The following is a 17,238-nucleotide window of genomic DNA, read 5'->3' on the forward strand; positions in this document are numbered from 1 at the left end:
CTACTGCTGCCCCTCGGCCGCCAGCGCCCGCTGGAGCGCCTCGGTGAGCTGCTCGTCCGCCGCCGCGAAGGCGGTCAGGTCACCGGCCTTCAGGGCGGTCTCGCGGGCGGCGAGAGCCGTGCTCGCGTCGCTCAGCGCGGCCTGGAGCTCGGTCTGGTCGCCGGTCGGAGCCGTCCCGCCGGTGCCCGTGTCGCCGGTCCCGGTGCCGCCCGTGCCCGGATCCGCCGTGTCGGTCGGCGTCGGGGTCGGAGTGACCACCGTGCCGGTGTCACCCGCGTCCGCTCCCGAGTCGCCGCCGAAGAGGCTGTCGAGGGCGGCGTCGAGGGTGTCCTCGAAGGCGATGTCGTCCCCGAAGGCGACGAGCACCTTCTGCAGGAGCGGGAAGCTCGTGTCTCCGTTCGAGCTGACGTAGATCGGCTGCACGTAGAGCAGACCGCCGCCGACGGGCAGGGTGAGCAGGTTGCCCCGGGTCACCGTCGTGTCGCCGCGCTGGAGCAGTGCCAGCTGGTTCGCGACGGTCGGGTCGGTGTTGAACGCGTTCTGCACCTGACCGGGGCCGGGCACCGTGTCGTCGCTCGGCAGCTCGAGCAGCCGGAGCGTGCCGTAGCCGTCGGCCACCGCGCCCTCCGTCGAGCCCGCGTCCGAGTCGGCGACGAGGTAGCCGGTGAGCACGTTGCGGCTCGCCGCGCTGCCGGGTGTGCTCGCCGGGATGTACGTGGAGTACAGCGAGTACGACGGCGTCTCGACGTCGGGCGTCTGCAGCGTCAGGTAGTACGGCGGCTGCAGCGTGTCCCCGCCGCCGACGGCGGCCGTGCTCGCTCCACCGGAGGTCGGGTCGTTCGGCGTGGACCAGGCGGCCTCGCGGGAGTAGAACGAGCCGGCGTCGGTCACGTGGTAGGTGCCGAGCACGGCGCGCTGCACCTTGAAGAGGTCCTCCGGGTAGCGGACGTGGCTGAGCAGGCCGGCCGACATCTCGCTGATCGGCTCCACGGTGCTCGGAAAGATCTTCTGCCAGGTCTGCAGGATCGGGTCCTCGGTGTCCCAGGCGTAGAGCGTCACGCTGCCGTCGTAGGCGTCGACCGTCGCCTTGACCGAGTTGCGGATGTAGTTGACGTCGTCGGTCGGGAACTGCTGCTGCGTGTTGGTGTCGGCGATCGCCTGCGAGAGGCTCTGCACCTCCGAGTACGGGTAGTCCGCGGAGGTGGTGTAGCCGTCGACCACCCAGACGACGCGGCCGTCGACGACGGTCGGGTAGGCGTCCGAGTCGAGCGTCAGGTACGGCGCGACCTTCTGGACGCGCTGGACCGGGTCGCGGTCGTAGAGGATCTGCGACTGGTCGTTGACGCCGTCCGAGAGGAAGATCTGCTCGGACTGGAACTTGATCGCGTAGACGAGCTTTTTGAAGACGTTGTCGAGCGAGGGGCCGCCGTTGCCGTCGAAGGTCGTGTAGGTCTGCTGCTCGCCCTCGGTGCCCGACGGGTAGTCGAGCTCGATGTTGCGGTCGCCGTCGCCGCCGACGATCGAGTAGCCGGGCGAGTTCTCGCCGAAGTAGATCCGCGGCTCGTAGTCGCCGAGGTCACCGGTCGTCGGGACGCCGGACTCGATGAAGACGGGCTCGCCGTCGGACGAGCGCTGGTTGCCGTAGGCGGCGACCAGGCCGTAGCCGTGGGTGTAGACGAGGGTCTGGTTGTACCAGGTCTGGTTGGTGCCGAGGCCGTTGAGGTTCAGCTCGCGGACGCCGACGACGGCGTCCTGCGTCGAGCCGTCGATCGAGTAGCGGTCGACGTCGAGCGCGTTCTGCTGGTCGCCGAAGGAGTAGTACTGGCGGAACTGCTGCAGCTGCGAGAACGCGTCGGTCACGACGGCGGGGTCGAGGATGCGGATGTTCGCCGTGGTCTCCGCGTCGGAGCGGAGCGCGCCCGGCTCGGCATCGGTCGTCGCGTCGTAGGGGATGACCTGGACGTCGGAGACGCCGTAGGCCTGCCGCGTCATGTCGATGTTGTCCTGAATGTACGTCGACTCGAGCGTGCGCTCGTTCGGCTCCACCTGGAACTTCTGGACGACCCACGGGTAGAGCGAGCCGACGAGCAGGCTCGCGACGATGAGGAGCGCGGTGCCGATGACGGGCAGGCGCCAGCGGCCGACGAAGGCCGTGATGATGAAGAGGACGGCGATCAGCGCGGAGATGGCGGCGAGGATCTGCAGGCCGGGGATCGTCGCGTTCACGGAGGCGTAGGTCGCGCCGGTGATCCGGGTTCCCTGGCGGCTGAGGGTCGCGTACTGGTCGAGCCAGAGGCTGACCGCCTGCACGAGCAGGTAGAGCGCCGCGATGATCGCGAGCTGGATGCGCGAGGACTTCGAGATGCGGATCTCGCGGCCGTTGATCCGGATCGCTCCGTAGAGGTAGCCGGTGGCGAGGGTGGCGAGCGCCGAGATGATGAGCACGGCCGAGGCGAAGCCGACGATGCTCTGGTAGAAGGGCAGCTCGAAGAGGTAGAAGGACGTGTCGAGGCCGAACAGCGGATCGACGTCGCCCGAGGGCGTGCGGTTCCAGAAGGTCAGGCTCGTCTGCCACCGGGTGGAGGAGGAGACGCCGGCGAAGAGGCCGAGGACCGCCGGGATGCCGAAGGTGGCCAGGCGCCGCAGCGGCTCGACGACCTGCTGGTAGCGGTCGATCTGCGAGTTGAGCTTCGCGTAGACCGGGCGCAGCCGGTAGGCGAGCGTCAGGCTCACGAACACCGGGACGGCCATGGCGACGAAGCCGATGACGAAGAGCCCGCCCGCGGCGAACCACTGCGTCGTCAGCACCGAGAGGAACCCGAGCTGGTCGTACCAGAGGATGTCGGTGTAGAGACCGGCGAAGACGAAGAACGCCACCACCAGGACGGCGACCACCACGACCGTGACGGCGAGAACGCTCCGTCTCTTGCGCGGCGGGGCTTCGGTTGCTGCAGAACTCACGGATAAGCCTCTTGATGTGGAGATGTGACGGGAGGCTCCCCATGGTAGGCGACGACCAGCGAGGGGACCTGAGCGTCGCCCTCAGGGAGCGGCTCGGCGGCTCCGCCCTGAGCGGACAGGGCGGTTCGGCCGGGCGGTGGATCTCGATACGCCCGCTCCACGGGCTGCTCGATCAGCATGCGGCGGACGCTCGGCGACTCGGTGGCCGCACATGCTGGTCGAGGAGCCCCGCAGAGGCGTATCGAGACCCGACCCGTCAGTTGATCGGGGTCGCGCCGTCGCAGGTCGGCAGCGCGTCGGTGTCGCCCGCGGCGACGCCTTTCAGCGCGGCGAGGGAGTCGTCGAGGGTGGCGACGCTGAAGACCTGGAGGCCGTCGGGCACGTGGCCGACGACCTCGTTGCAGTTGTCGGCGGGCGCGAGGAAGTACTGCGCACCCGCGTCGACCGCGCCGAACATCTTCTGGCGGATGCCGCCGATCGCGCCGACCTCGCCCGCGGCGTCGATGGTGCCGGTGCCGGCGACGGAGGCGCCGCCGTTCAGCGCGCCCTCGGTGAGCTTGTCGATGATCCCGAGCGCGAACATCATCCCGGCGCTCGGCCCGCCGACGTCGTCCAGCTGGATGTCGACCTCGAACGGGAAGTCGAAGGCCGCACCGGCGACGATGCCGATCACGGCCGCGCCGTCGTTGTCGACCGGGGTGACCTGCACGTCCTGCTCGGCCCCGTCCCGCTCGATGGAGAGGGTCACCGGCTGCTGCGTGCCCGAGGCCTGCACGGCCGCGCGCAGCGCGGGGACGTCGGCGACCGGCTCCCCCGCGACCGCGAGGATCTCGTCGCCGGCCTCGAGCGCACCGGCGGCGGGCGAGTCGTCCGGGACCTGCGCGACCGCGACCCGCTGCCCGATCGGATAGCCGAGCTCCGTGAGCGCCGCGGCGATCGCCTCCTGCTGCGAGTCGGTCATCTCGGCCTGGTTCGCCTGGTCCCGCTCCTCGACCGTGGAGGACGGCGGGAAGATCTGCGCGACGGGCACGACGGCCTTGGTGCGGTCGAACCAGGCGCTCGCGACCTCGATCCAGGTCGGCAGGCTCTGCGGGTTGCCGACCACCGAGACGGTCAGCATGTCGAGCGTGCCCTCGGTGGGATAGGTCGTCTCGTCCGGGATGGAGATCAGCGGCACGTCCTCGCCGCTCGTGCCGAGGGTGTCGAAGACCGGGCCCGGCTGCTCGATCACGTAGGGGGCGGGGGTGACGCCGAGCCCGACGACGAGCGCGACGCCGGAGAAGAGGACCGCGGGCCCGACCCAGGCGCGCCGGCCGCGCGGGGAGGAGGGGCGCGGGTCGACGGAGAACAGCAAACGGGGGCCTCTCTGGGGACGTGCGGGGCGGCGGCGCCGGCGTGTTCGCGGCGGGCGGAAGCGGGTCGGGGCCGGGCGGTCGACTTCACGTCGTGGCTCCGGACGCTCGGGCTAACGTAGCTTGCACGACTGGGAGTCGTGTCACGATCCGTCGCCCGAACCGGGTGTGCAGAGGCCGGCTCCGTGCGATGAGAGAGGGCTCCCCGAATGGCCGAAGGCGACAACGCGGACCGACCGGGCGGCGGCTCGGAGGACGAGTTCCGCGACATGCTCCGGCAGTTCCTCTCGGGGAACGGCCCGATCGACCCGAGCCAGCTCGCCGGCGCCGCAGGTCTGCCGAACGACCCGGTCGCGCTGCAGAACCTGCTCTCGCAGTTGCAGAGCGCGATGCAGCAGTCGGGCGGCGGGATCAACTGGTCGCTCGCACTCGAGCAGGCGAAGCAGCTGGCGCGCGCCGAGTCGGTCCCGGTGACCGACGCCGTGCGTGCCCCGCTCGACGGCGCGTTCGGCGTCGCGGCGCTCTGGCTCGACGAGGTCGCCTACGTCTCCGAGCTGAGCCGTCCCCCGCGCACCATCAGCCGGCTCGAGTGGATCTCGCTCACGATGCCGGTCTGGACGCAGCTCGCCGAGCCGGTCGCCCTCAGCATCTCCGACGCGCTCACCGGCGTCATGCGCGACCAGGCCCCCGAGGAGATGAAGGCGATGATCGCCGGCGCCGAGGACATGATGCGCGGCATCGGCGGCACCCTCTTCGCCCTCCAGCTCGGCCAGGTGGTCGGCCAGCTGGCCGCCGAGGTCGTCTCCGGCGGCGACATCGGCATCCCGCTGCTCGAGGAGAACGACGCGGCGATCCTGCCGCAGAACGTCGCCGCGTTCGGCGAGGGCCTCGACATCCCGATCGACCAGGTGCAGATCTACCTCGCGGTGCGCGAGCTCGCCCACGCGCGGCTCTTCCGGCACGGCAAGTGGGTCCGGCTCGCCCTGATCTCGCAGATCACCGACTTCGCCCGCGGCATCACGATCGACACCACCCGCCTCGAAGAGCTGGCCGAGAACTTCGACCCGTCCAACCCCGAGGAGCTGCGCGACGCGATGACCTCCGGCGCGCTGATCCCGCCGAAGACGGAGGAGCAGCTCGCCGCGCACGGCCGACTCGAGACGATGCTCGCGCTGATCGAGGGCTGGGTGGACGTGGTCACCGCCGCGGCGACCACCCGCCTGCCCAGCGCCGGCGCGATCGCCGAGACCGTCCGCCGCCGTCGCGCGTCCGGCGGGCCCGCCGAGTCGGCCTTCGCCACGCTCGTCGGCCTGGAGCTGCGGCCGCGCCGCCTCCGCGAGGCCGCCGCGATGTGGCAGGCCGTCACCGACGCGGTCGGTCCGGAGGCGCGCGACGCGCTCTGGTCGCACCCCGACGTGCTGCCCGGCTCGGACGACCTCGACGACCCGACGGCCCTCGTCGCGCGCCTGAGCGCCGAGGCCCGAGGCGAGACCCCGGAGCCCGACGAGATGGACCGCGCGCTCGAGGAGCTGCTGAACGGGACGACGCCCGCGGCGCCGGAGGGCGAGGAGCCCGAGGCCGGCACCGACGGCGGCCGTCCGGACGACGACGGCACCGCTCCCACCGGAGACCGACCGGTCTGATCCTGGCGCGGGAGGGGCCCACGACCTGTGGACAACTCCCGCGCCGCCGGGCCGCTCTCGGCCATGATCTCCCGATGGTCCTCCGGCTCGATCCCCGCTTCCCCCTCGTCTGGCGCTCCGCGACCGCGCTGCAGGTCGGACTCGACCACCCGCGGGTCGTTCTGGAGGGTGTCGGCTACGCCGAGGAGCTGCTGGTGCACGCCCTGCGGGTGGGCACCAGTGCGGGCACGGCGCGGCTGATCGCGACCCGCGCCGGCGCCTCGGACGCGCGCGTCGACGAGCTGCTCGCCGCGCTGCGCCCGGTGCTGCTGCGGAGCATCGACCCGGATCCGCCCGCGCCGCCACGGGTGGTCGTCGAGGGCGTCGGCTCGGCGGCCGACGCCCTGCGCAGCCTGCTCCGCGGCGAGGGCTGCGAGCTGGTCGCCGAGGACACGGTGCCCGCTCTCGCGGTGCTCGTCGCCGACTACGCCGTCGCTCCGGCGCGCGCCGCGCACTGGCTCTCGGGCGACGTGCCGCACCTGGCCGTGGTCTTCGGCGACGAGGCGGTCCGCATCGGCCCCCTCGTCGAACCGGGCGGCGGACCCTGCCTGCACTGCGCCTACCGCGACCGGATCGACCTCGACCCGGAGTGGCCGCGACTGGTGATCCAGGTCCTCGGCACCACCGCCTCGACCCGCACCGCCCTCTCCAGTGCCGCGATCGCGGTCGCGGCGGCCGACGCGGCGCTCCGGCGGCTGCACGCCGGCTGGACCGGGCTGCGCAGTGTCGAGCGCACCTACTCCGACGCCTCCGGCTCGTTCAGCGAGCGGCGGCTGGAGCCGCACCGCGGGTGCGCGTGCCGATCTCTGCGAGGAAGCGCGACGGCTCCCGCCGCGTGACCCGGCCCACGGTCGACTGCGACCAGGAGAGCCGCAGCCGCTGACGCGCGCGGGTGATGCCGACGTAGAGCAGCCGGCGCTCCTCGTCGATCGCCTCGAGGCCGCTCGCGTACGAGATCGGCAGCAGGCCCTCGGTCAGGCCCATCAGGTGCACCGACTCCCACTCGAGGCCCTTGGCCGAGTGGAAGGTGGCCAGGGTGACGGCCGCGCGGTCCGGCTCGTGGTGCACCTGCTGGCGGGCGAGGAGGTCGTCGGTGAACTGCTTGAAGCTCCAGCCGGCGGGCGCCTCGTCGACCAGCCGGGCGAGCGTGTCCAGCGACTCCCAGCGCTCGCGCACGGCGCCCGGCGCCGACGGCGGCTCGGCACTCCAGCCGAGCGAGCGGAGGACGTCGCTGACCGACTTGAACAGCGGCTCGCCGGAGATGGAGACCGAGGCCGCGCGCAGCTGCATCACCGCCTGCTTCACCTCCGGCAGGTCGAAGAAGCGCTTGCCGCCGCGCAGGTGCGCCGCGACGCCGCGCTCGTGCAGCGCACGCTCGAGGATCGCGGACTGCGAGTTGGTGCGGAAGAGGATCGCGATGGCGGAGGGGCGCACGCCCGCCTCGATGTCGGCGGCGACGCGGGCCGCCACTCCCCTGGCCTCCGCGACGTCGTCGGGGTAGGCGTCGATCGCCGGCTCCGGGCTCTCGGCGGCGGCGGGGGCGCTCGCGACGGAGTGCAGCACGAGCGCGCCGGGCCGGCCGCGCATCAGCCGGTTCGCGGTCTGCACGATCGGCGGCGCCGAGCGGTAGTTCTCCTCGAGGCGGACGACCGTCGCGGCCGGCCAGCGCGAGCCGAAGTCGAGCAGGTAGTCGGCGCGGGCGCCGGCGAAGGAGTAGATGGTCTGGCTCGCGTCGCCGACGACGCAGAGGTCGCTGCGGTCACCGAGCCAGAGCTCGAGCAGCCGCTGCTGGAGCGGGTTGACGTCCTGGTACTCGTCGACGACGAAGAAGCGGTACTGCTCGCGCACCTGCATCGCCATCGCCGGCTCGGACTCGAGCATCCCAGCCGTGACGAGGAGGACGTCCTCGAAGTCGATCTGCCGGCGCTGGTCCTTCAGCCCCTCGTACTCGTCGACCATCGCGACGGTCTGCTCGAGGGTGAGCCGTCCGGGCAGCGCACGGGTCCGGGCGGCCACCGCGTACTGCTCGAGCGAGAGGGCGGAGACCTTCCGCCACTCGATCTCGGCGGAGAGGTCGCGCAGGGTCGCGGTGTCCAGCTTCAGCCGGAGCCGCTCCGCGGCGTGGCCGAGCAGCCGCGCCTTGCCGTCGAGCAGCTGCGGCATCGTGCCGCCGACCAGCTGCGGCCAGAAGAAACCGAGCTGCGAGAGCGCGGCGGCGTGGAACGTCCGGGCCATGACGCCGCCCGCACCGAGCACGCGCAACCGGGAGCGCAGCTCGGCGGCCGAGCGGCTGGTGAAGGTCAGCGCCATCACGCGGGCCGGCGTGTAGACGCCGGTCGCGACGCCGTGCGCGATCCGGTGGGTGATGGTCCGCGTCTTGCCGGTGCCTGCGCCCGCCAGGACGCAGACCGGGCCGAGCAGCGCCTCCGCCGCCTCGCGCTGCCCCTCGTCGAGTCCGTCGAGCAGGGTCACGCGACGATGGGGCCGTTCTCGAGCGCTCCCCCGTACCAGTCCTCGATCATCGCGCGGGCGATCGACGAGCGGCCGGGCAGCAGCACCGACTCGAGCGAGTCGTGCAGCTGCTGGCGGGTGAACCAGCGCAGGGCGACGATCTCCTCGCCGTCCGGGAGCAGGTCGGCGGGGGCCTGGTCCTCGGCGAGGCGGGCGGTGAAGCCGATCATCAGCGAGGCGGGGAACGGCCAGGGCTGCGAGCCGAGGTACTGCGGGTCGACGACGCGCATCCCGGACTCCTCGAAGATCTCGCGGACGACCGCCGCCTCGAGCGACTCCCCCGGCTCGACGAAGCCGGCCAGCAGCGAGAAGCGGCCGGTGCCCCACATCGCGTTGGAGCCGAGCAGCAGGCGGTCGTCGGCGTCGAGGACGCAGACGATGATCGCCGGGTCGGTGCGCGGGAAGACCTGGCTGCCGTCGGCGGGCGAGCGGCGGACCCAGCCGCCCTGCTCGATCACGGTGGCCTCGCCGTTGCGCGGCGAGAAGCCGTGCGAGGCGTGCCAGTTGACCATCGCGAGCGCCTCGGTGAAGAGGCCGGCATCGCGGTCGCTGAGGTGCTCGGCGAGGGTGCGCAGTGCGCCCCAGGCGGCGTCGTCGGGCTCGAGGGCGCTCGCCTGCTCGTCCGTGAGCACGGCGGCGACGACGGGAGTGCCCGCGGGCTCGCCCTCGGCGTCGACGGTGGTGCGGCCGAGGTAGAGGCGGAGGGCGCCGGCCGGCACGTCGGCCGCGGGGCGCAGGGCGAGGCGCTCGCCGTCGACCAGGGCGCGGTCGCCGCGCAGGAGGACGACCCGGGTCGCCGCATCGGCGTCCAGCTCGTCGAAGAGCTCGGGACGCGCCCGGGCGAGGTAGTCCCGGTCGACCGCCTGACGGGCGAGCGGGAGGCGGTCGGAGAAGGACGGGATCATGCGGGCTCATTTCGAAGCGGTGCCGGGGGGACGGCCGGTACGGGGCCGAGGAGGTGGCGGGCCGGGCTGCGGCCGGGAGGAGCGCGGCTCCTCGACGGCATCGGCTGGTCAGCGCGTGGCGACCGGCCGGTCGGGCGCCCGGCGACCTACCCTGGTGAGCATGGCCAGATCCCATCTCACTCTAGCCGCGCTGGCCACTTCGGCCGTCGAGGGCCTCGACGTCCGGACCGCGCGCGAATTCACGCACTCGACGCACGGGGACTTCGACTCCGCTCTGCTGACCACGCGCGACGGCGCCCGCCTGGTGGTGCGCGTGCCGACCTCGCCACTGGCCGAGCAGGAGCAGCTCGGCGACCTCGTCGCCCTGCGCGCGCTCACCGCCGGCATCCGCAGCCGCCTGCCGTTCGATCTGCAGGAGAGCATCGGGCAGACGCCGTTCGACGGCACCCGCGGCGTCGTCTACGAGTACCTCGAGGGCGACCGCGTGCTGATCGACGACGTCGAGGCCTCCAGTGGTCTCGCGGACTCGGTCGGACGCGCGATCGGCGCGATCCACTCGCTGCCGGCGTCGTTCGTGCAGGAGGCGGGGCTGCCCGTCGCCTCGGCCCGCGACAGCGTCAACGAGACGGTCGCCGTCATCGAGCGCGCCGCCGACACCGGCCACGTGCCCGCCGCGCTCGTCGCGCGCTGGGAGTCGGCCTCCTCCGACGAGGCGCTCTGGCAGTTCGACCCGACGGTCGTGAACGGCTCGATGACCTCCGACTCCTTCCTCCGCTCCGGCGACTCCGTCAGCGCCGTGCTCGGCTGGGCGGCGCTGCGGGTGGGCGATCCGGCCCGCGACCTGCACTGGCTGCTCAGCGCTCCGGGGGCCGGCACTGCGTTCGCCGCGTACTCGCGGATGCGCGCCGGCGCGGTCGACCGCACCCTCCGCCAGCGCGCTCAGCTCTACGCCGAACTCGAGCTGGCCCGCTGGCTGCTGCACGGCACCGAGACCGAGGACTCGGCGATCGTCGACGACGCGGTCGGCATGCTCGACCTCCTGGTCGACAGCGTGCTCGGCGATCTGTCCGCGCCGCTGTCGACCGACACCGGACCGGTGCTCGAGGTCTCCGAGGTCGAGGAGCTGCTGAACCGCACGCCTGGCGCGCGGACCGGCTCCTCCGCTCACGGCCGCGGGCTCGCCCCCGTCGCCGAGGAGAGCGACTCCGAGAGCTCGCGCTCCGAGTAGAAGCGCTCGGGCCGCAGCACGAGGTCGTCGGCGACGAAGTAGAACACCGCGTCGACGCTCTCCAGCGGCACGCCCTTCCAGCGCGAGTAGGCGAGCCGGTACAGCGCGAGCTGGAACTGCTTGAGCTCGAGATCGGCCGCGTCCTTCGGGGCGCGGCCGGTCTTCCAGTCCACGATCTGGAAGCCCTCCTCCGTCCGGTAGACGGCGTCGAGCTTGCAGACGACGACGTGCCCGGCCAGCTGGAGGTGGATCTCGATCTCGACCGCCTCGGGGCGGCGGTCGGCCCACTCCGAGCGCTCGAACGTCTCGATCAGGCGGGCGAGCTGCTCCCCCTCCGCTCCGGCCGCGGTCGCCCCGCCGTCGTCGAGCTCGTCCGGGAAGGTGTCGACCGACTCCGCCTCGCCCTGGATGCCGAAGCGGTTCTCCACCCAGGAGTGGAACGTGGTGCCGAGCCGGGTCTGCCGGTACGGCCGCTCGGGCATCGGCCGGCGCAGCTGCGCGACGACCTCGGCGGGCGTGCTGACGATGTCCTTGAACCGCGAGGCCGGGATGCGGGTCGGCAGGCCGACGCGCTCGCCGCCCGCGAGGCGCACGGCGCGCTCGGCGAGCAGCAGGCGGATGTCCGCGCCGCGAGCGCCGAGCAGCGCCGGATCGGCGACCCGCACGCGCTCGGCCGCCGCGCGCACCCGGTCGCCGCGGGCGCCGAGCGGGTCGTGCGGCCAGTGGAAGGTGCGCGGCGCCTGCTCGAGCGGGTTCTCGAGGTTCGACGGCTCGACCGGCAGCTCCGGGAGGGTGCGCGCCTCGGCGAGATCACGGAGGAAGACGCCGGGTCCGCGCGGCTTCGCCTGCCCCGCCCACCACGAGCCGCTGAGCAGCAGGTGGTGCCGGGCCCGGGTGACCGCGACGTAGGCGAGCCGGCGCTCCTCGGACTCGTTGCGCTCGCGCAGGGTGTCGCCGAAGTCGGCGATCGCGTCGACGACCTCCTTCTGCGTCGCGCAGCCGCGCCAGGCGAGGTCCGGCAGCTCGGCGGCGTCGCCGCGGAAGGCGTAGGGCATCGCGCCGAGGCGCACCCAGCCGCGGAAGCCCTCGACCGGAGTGCCGGGCAGCTCGCCGTCGACCATCCGCGGCACGGCGACCAGGTCCCACTCCAGGCCCTTCGAGCCGTGGATCGTCAGCAGCTGGACGGTGCCGGGCTCCGGGTCCTCGGGCCGAGGCGCGAGGCCGTCGCGCTTGTCCGCCAGCACGAGCCAGCGGAGGAAGCCGCGGAGCGACGAGCCGGTGCCCGCGCCGCGGTCGTCGGTCTGCAGGTAGCCGGACACCGCCTCGCGGAACGCCTCGAGATTGGCGCGGCCGTCGCTGCGCGACTCGTTGGCCTCCACCTCGATGTCGAGGCCGAGCTCCTGCTCGACCAGCGTGACGAAGTCGAGGAGGTCCAGGCCGGCCCGGGCTCGGAGGCGGGCGAAGAGCGTGCCGGCGTCGTGCAGGCGGAGCAGGCCCGCGTCGCTGAACGAGGACAGCGCGGAGTGGTCGAGCCGGCCGTCCTCTCCGGGGCGTCGCGACGCGATGAAGTCGAGGGCCTCGATGATCGAGCCGCCCTCGCCCTCGGTGACCGAGGCGCGCATCCGCTCGCGCACCTCCTCGGGCAGCAGGCGGTGCGCGTGGTCGCGCGACGCGAGCCAGGAGGCGAGATCGCGCAGGGCGCGCAGGTCGCGGACGCCGAGGCGCCAGCGTGCGCCGGCCAGGAGGCGGACCAGCTCGCTGCCCGCCGCCGGGTCCTCCACCACGGTCAGCGCGGCGACGAGGTCGGCGATCTCGGGCTGCCGCAGCAGGCCGCCGATGCCGAGGATGTGGTACCGGACGCCGTGCCGGGAGAGCGCGGCGGCGAAGCGGTCCATGTGCGCACGGACGCGGAAGAGCGCCGCGGCCGACGGCGGCGCCTCCCCGCGCTCGGCGTTCTCGGCGAGGCGGCCGGCGAACCAGCGCGCGACGTCGTCGGCCTCGTCCTCGATCGTCTCGGGGAAGGTGAGCTCGACGGCGTGGTCGGAGGCGCCCGGTCCGGCGGCGAGGCGGTCGACCGGCACGGCGCTGCCCGCGGTGAGCGGTGCGACGACGGCGTTCGCCGCGGCGAGGACCCCGTGCCCGTTCCGCCAGCTGGTGGACAGCGAGAAGCGCGCCGCGGAGCCGAAGTCGAGGGCGAAGCGGCCGAGGCCCTCCGCGCTCGCGCCGCGCCAGCCGTAGATCGACTGGTGCGGATCGCCCACGGCCATCACGCCCTGCTCGGCGAAGAGCCGGGCGAGCAGGCGGGTCTGCAGCACCGAGGTGTCCTGGTACTCGTCGAGCAGCACGACCCGGTAGCGGGCGCGGTGCTCGTCGACGACGCGGGGCACGCGCTCGATGATCCGCAGCGCGAGCGCCACCTGGTCCGAGAACTCGACGAAGCCGCGCTCGGCCTTCGCCTCCTGGAACCGCTCGGCGAGCGCCGTCAGCACCGGCAGCGCGCCGACGGCCTGCAGCGCCTTCTCGAGCTCGCGGTAGAGACCGGAGCCGCTGGAGCCGCGGGGCAGCTCGCCGAGGCGGAGGAAGTCCTCCGCGAAGCCCGCGACCTCGGCCGGGTCGGCGAGGTTGTCCGCGAGGTCGTGGGCGAGCGCGACGGTGAGGTCGGTCAGGCGGTCGATGCTCGCCTCGACCTCGAGGATGCGCGGGTCGGCGGTGTCGGCGACGACCCCGCGCGCGAGGTGCCAGGCGGACGCCTCCGAGAGCACGGTCGCGTCGCCCTCGCGCCCGATCAGCGCCGCGTTGTCGCGGAAGATCGTGTTCGCGAAGGCGTTGTAGGTCGAGACGGTGGCGGCCTCGAACGGGTCGGGCTCGGTCTGGCCCTCGCGCAGCGGCAGCAGGCCCGCGGCCCCCAGCTGGTCGATCCGGCGGCCGATCCGCTCGCCGAGCTCGGCGGCGGCCTTGCGGGTGAAGGTGAGGCCGAGGACCTCGGAGGGAGCGGCGAGCCCGTTGGCGAGCAGCCAGAGCACGCGGTTCGCCATCGTCTCGGTCTTGCCGCTGCCGGCGCCGGCGACGACGAGGGCCGGGGCGAGCGGCGCCTCGATGACGGCGCGCTGCTCGACGGTGGGCGGGCGGAGGTCGAGGGCCTCGGCGATGGTCAGGGCGTCGATCACGGGCGGGGTCCGTCCTCGGGGGTCGCGGCGGAGTCGGGAGCGGGGTCGGCGGCCCGAGCGGGGTCGGCGGCGGGATCCGAGTCGGCGGCGGGGTCGGGGTCGGCGGCGTCCAGGGACGAGTCCTCGGGAGCCGCGGTCTCCTCCTCGTCCGTCTCGACCTCGTCGAGCGCCAGCCGACCGTCCCCCGAGACCTCCGGCACCGCGTGGATCCGGTACCGCAGCGCGTCACCCGGGGAGAAGGGGACCGCGTCGAGCAGCCCCGAGAAGCCGGCCGAGGCCATCCCCCGCGCAGCGGCGCGGACCCGCTCGCGCAGCGCCTCGAGCTCCTCCTCGCCGAAGCGGGGCTGGACCACCTCGCGGTAGAGCGACCCGCGGACGCCCTTCGCGACGAAGAGCAGCTTCGCGCCGCCGCCCTCGTCCGCGCCGGCCGCCTCGATCGCGCCGCTGGCGACGGCGAGCTGGTAGCTGCCGAGCTGCGCATGCTCGGCGATGTCGGCCTGGCGCGGAGTGCTCCTGCCGGTCTTGAGGTCGACGATCACGACCGAGCCGTCCGGCGCGCGCTCGACGCGGTCGATCGAGCCGCGGATCCGGGCGGGCGGCACGTCGATCTCGAACTGCTGCTCGCGCCCGAGCACCGCTCCGCCGCTGCGCTCGAAGTCGGCCAGGTAGGCGGCGAGGCCGTCGACCAGGCGCCGGGTCACCCGCAGCTGCCGCTCGCCGAGCCAGGGCGACTCGAAGACCAGCTCGGGCCAGCGCGACTCCAGCTCGGCCCAGAGCGCCTCCGGCTCGGTGCTCGCCGCGTTCTCGAGAACCCAGTGCACGAGCGTGCCGACCCCCATCGCGGTGCTCGTGGTCGAGCCCGACACGGCGTCGACGAACCAGTCGAGCGGCGAGCGCTCGAACGCCTCGAGCCGGCTGGGCGAGACCGAGACCGGCCGCTCCGGATCGTCGAGGTCGAAGAGCGGCTCGGTGGTGGAGGGCTCGAGGACGCCGTACCAGGAGGCAGGGTCGGCACCGGGCACCTCGGCCAGCGTGAGCGCTCGCAGCCCCCGGATCGCACCGGGCGCCTCGGCCGAGTTCGGCGTCGTCGCGGTCCGGCGGAGCCCCGCGACCGCCCCGCGCAGGGTCAGCGGCACAGCCGACGCCGCATCGAGGCGCGGCGCGTCGGGCGGCGTGAGCCGGAAGAAGAGGGACGGCGTCTCGTCCTCGCCCGCGACGGCGCTGAGCACGAGCTGGCGCCGGGCGCGGGAGGCGGCGAGCGCGAACATCCGCAGCTCGTCGTCGAGAGTGGCCTTCCGGCCGTCGAGCGGCAGGTCGCCCTCGCCGCGCGCGTGCCGGATCAGCCCGTCCGGGTCGAGCAGCGAGCCGCGCTGGCGCAGGTTCGGCCAGACGCCGTCCTGCAGCCGCGCGACCACGACCACGTCGAACTCGAGGCCGACGACGGAGGAGGGCGTGCCGATCAGCACCGCGTCCTCGACCGAGCGCGGCGCCAGCGTGTCCTCCGGCACCTCCGCCTCGAGGATCTCGGTGACGAAGCCGATGGCCGAGTGGCCGGGCGCCCGCTCGACGAAGCGCCGCGCCGAGCTGAAGAGCGCGACGACGCCGTCGAGGTTGCGGTTCGCCTCGGCCGCCGTGAGTCCGGTGCCGAGCGCCAGCTCGCGCCAGGAGGAGGCGACGCGGCTCGACTCCCAGGCCGACCAGAGCAGCTCCTCGATCGAGCCCTGCTCGGCGTGCAGCCGGCGGACCCGGTCGATCGTGACGGCGAGGCGCTCGGCCTGGCGCGCCGGGCCCGAGTCGATCGTGGCGAAGCGTCCCGGCGCCTCCAGCGCCTCGACCAGCAGCGGATCGCTCGCGCGGATCCCCCCGCCCGCGAGCTCCTCGGCGCGGAGGGCCAGCCGCAGCCGCCGGAGTCCGAGCCGGTCCACGCCGCCGAACGGGCCGAGCAGCAGCTCCGCCGCCAGCTCCGCGTCGAGCGGCCGCTCGCCGACCGCGACGCCGACCAGCACGAGCAGCGCCCGCGCGGCGTGGTCGTCGCGCAGGGCGCGACCGGCCAGCACGGAGCGGGTGGGCACCTCGGCGACGGCGAGCGCCTTCAGCAGCGGCTGGACGGCCGCCCCGGAGCGGACGACGACGGCCATCCGGCGCCACGGCACGTCGTCGCGGAGCCGCCGCTCGCGCAGCAGTCGCGCCACCGTCGCCGCCTCGCGCGCCGCCGTCGGAGCGTGCAGCACCAGCAGCGGGGTGGGCGCCCCCTCCTCGTCGGCGGGGGCCTCGGCGGCGCGCTGCCGACCGGCCGCGGCCGTGCCGATCCGCTGGGTCGCCGCGGAGACGAGCGCGCGCAGGGCCGCGCCGTGCCGGTGCACCCGGCCGAGGACCAGCGTCTCGGCGTCGCTCACGCCGATCGCCGGGCCGAAGCGGCCCAGGGTGTCGGAGGCGGCGCCGCGGTAGGCGCTCGTCGCGACGTCCGGGTCGCCGAACGCGAGCACGGTGACGCCGCGCGCGGCGAGGGCTCGCAGCAGCACGACCGTCGACTCGCTCGCCTCCTGCATGTCGTCGACGAGGACGAGGCGGAGCGCCCGGATCCGCTCGCCCCCGCCGCCGTCGCGGATCGTCTCGGCCGCGAAGGCCGCGAACTCGGCGGCGTCGAGCTTCGTCCCCGCCTGCGGCGACATCCAGTCGACGACGTCGCGGAACTCCTCGAGCACGGCGGCGGCGGCCGACCACTCGCCGCGGTCCGCGTCCACGGCCAGCCGGCGGATCGCGGCGGTGTCGAGGCCGTGCTCGGTGGCCCGCATCCCGAACTCGCGCAGCTCGGTGCGGAAGGTGCGCAGCCGCAGCACCTCGGGGCTGAACTCGTCGGGCCAGCGCGGCCCGGTGCCCTCCTCGAGGTGCCCCTCGAGCAGCTCGGAGAGGATGACGTCCTGCTCGCCGCCGGTGAGGAGGGTCGGCCGGTCGATCCCGAGCTCCTTGGCGGCGGCGGTCACGGCCTCGAAGGCCAGCGAAGTGGCGGTCCGCGCCAGCGGCCCCCGCGTCGGGACGCCGAGCCGCAGCGCGAGCACGTCGCGCAGTGCCGTCGCGGCGGTGCGGCTGGCGGCGAGCACGGCGATCGACTCCGGCTCGTAGCCGCGCTCGAGCACGCGCTCGGCGACGAGCTCGACGATCGTGCGGGTCTTGCCCGAGCCGGGGGCGCCGAGCACCGCGGCGCTGCGGCCGTCCGGCAGGGCGAGGACGGCGCGCTGCGACGGGTCGAGGACGAGCCCCTCGCCGGCCGAGCCGTCGCGAGCGGGAGCCTCGTCGGAGGCGGGTGCCGGGGTTCGAGGAGCGCTCACGCGACCACGCTAACGAAGACCGCCGACACTGCCGAGCGCCCTCGGGCGGCCCCTCCCGGGCCGGGTCCGCTCAGCGCGAAACCGGCGTCGGCCGCGCCGCCTG

At 74.0% G+C, this 17,238-nt stretch carries 9 protein-coding genes; 3 read left to right on the plus strand and 6 right to left on the minus strand.

All coding sequences use genetic code 11. The features are described 5' to 3' along the window. Positions 1-2,961: a UPF0182 family protein gene (locus EDF22_RS11595; protein ID WP_260303430.1), complete on the minus strand. Its 2,961-nt coding sequence runs from the start codon at positions 2,959-2,961 to the stop codon at positions 1-3. 256 nt (positions 2,962-3,217) lie between these two features. Continuing rightward, positions 3,218-4,315, minus strand: coding sequence for a PDZ domain-containing protein (locus tag EDF22_RS11600; RefSeq protein WP_123447578.1), 1,098 nt, complete (start codon positions 4,313-4,315; stop codon positions 3,218-3,220). 207 nt (positions 4,316-4,522) lie between these two features. Here EDF22_RS11600 and EDF22_RS11605 point away from each other — a divergent pair, with 207 nt between their 5' ends. After that, a complete protein-coding gene (locus EDF22_RS11605) occupies positions 4,523-5,956 on the plus strand; it encodes a zinc-dependent metalloprotease (RefSeq protein WP_123705098.1) in 1,434 nt (477 codons plus the stop codon). 74 nt (positions 5,957-6,030) lie between these two features. Continuing rightward, the gene (locus tag EDF22_RS11610; RefSeq protein ID WP_123705099.1) at positions 6,031-6,834 is read left to right on the plus strand and encodes a hypothetical protein; all 804 of its coding nucleotides are present in this window, start codon (positions 6,031-6,033) and stop codon (positions 6,832-6,834) included. Here EDF22_RS11610 and EDF22_RS11615 read toward each other — a convergent pair. After that, positions 6,755-8,467 (minus strand): ATP-dependent helicase, encoded by a 1,713-nt coding sequence (locus EDF22_RS11615; protein WP_123705100.1) that lies wholly within the window; start codon positions 8,465-8,467, stop codon positions 6,755-6,757. The two genes, EDF22_RS11610 and EDF22_RS11615, sit on opposite strands and share 80 nt — an antisense overlap. Continuing rightward, on the minus strand, positions 8,464-9,411 hold the full coding sequence (nudC, locus tag EDF22_RS11620; protein WP_123705101.1) for an NAD(+) diphosphatase: 948 nt from the start codon (positions 9,409-9,411) through the stop codon (positions 8,464-8,466). Before nudC ends, EDF22_RS11615 begins: the two co-directional genes overlap by 4 nt. A gap of 160 nt (positions 9,412-9,571) precedes the next feature. Here nudC and EDF22_RS11625 point away from each other — a divergent pair, with 160 nt between their 5' ends. Beyond that, on the plus strand, positions 9,572-10,639 hold the full coding sequence (locus EDF22_RS11625; protein ID WP_123705102.1) for a phosphotransferase: 1,068 nt from the start codon (positions 9,572-9,574) through the stop codon (positions 10,637-10,639). Here EDF22_RS11625 and EDF22_RS11630 read toward each other — a convergent pair. Both EDF22_RS11630 and EDF22_RS11635 read right to left on the minus strand, forming a co-directional pair. Beyond that, entirely contained in the window at positions 10,576-13,806 is a 3,231-nt protein-coding gene (locus tag EDF22_RS11630) for a UvrD-helicase domain-containing protein (protein ID WP_123705103.1), read from the minus strand. The two genes, EDF22_RS11625 and EDF22_RS11630, sit on opposite strands and share 64 nt — an antisense overlap. Beyond that, entirely contained in the window at positions 13,803-17,135 is a 3,333-nt protein-coding gene (locus EDF22_RS11635) for an ATP-dependent DNA helicase (RefSeq protein ID WP_123705104.1), read from the minus strand. The genes EDF22_RS11630 and EDF22_RS11635 overlap by 4 nt, the downstream gene beginning before the upstream one ends. Between the last annotated feature and the right edge of the window lie 103 nt (positions 17,136-17,238).

This window comes from Rathayibacter sp. PhB127 (assembly GCF_003751665.1).
In the GTDB taxonomy this organism is placed as follows: Bacteria; Actinomycetota; Actinomycetes; order Actinomycetales; family Microbacteriaceae; genus Rathayibacter; species Rathayibacter festucae.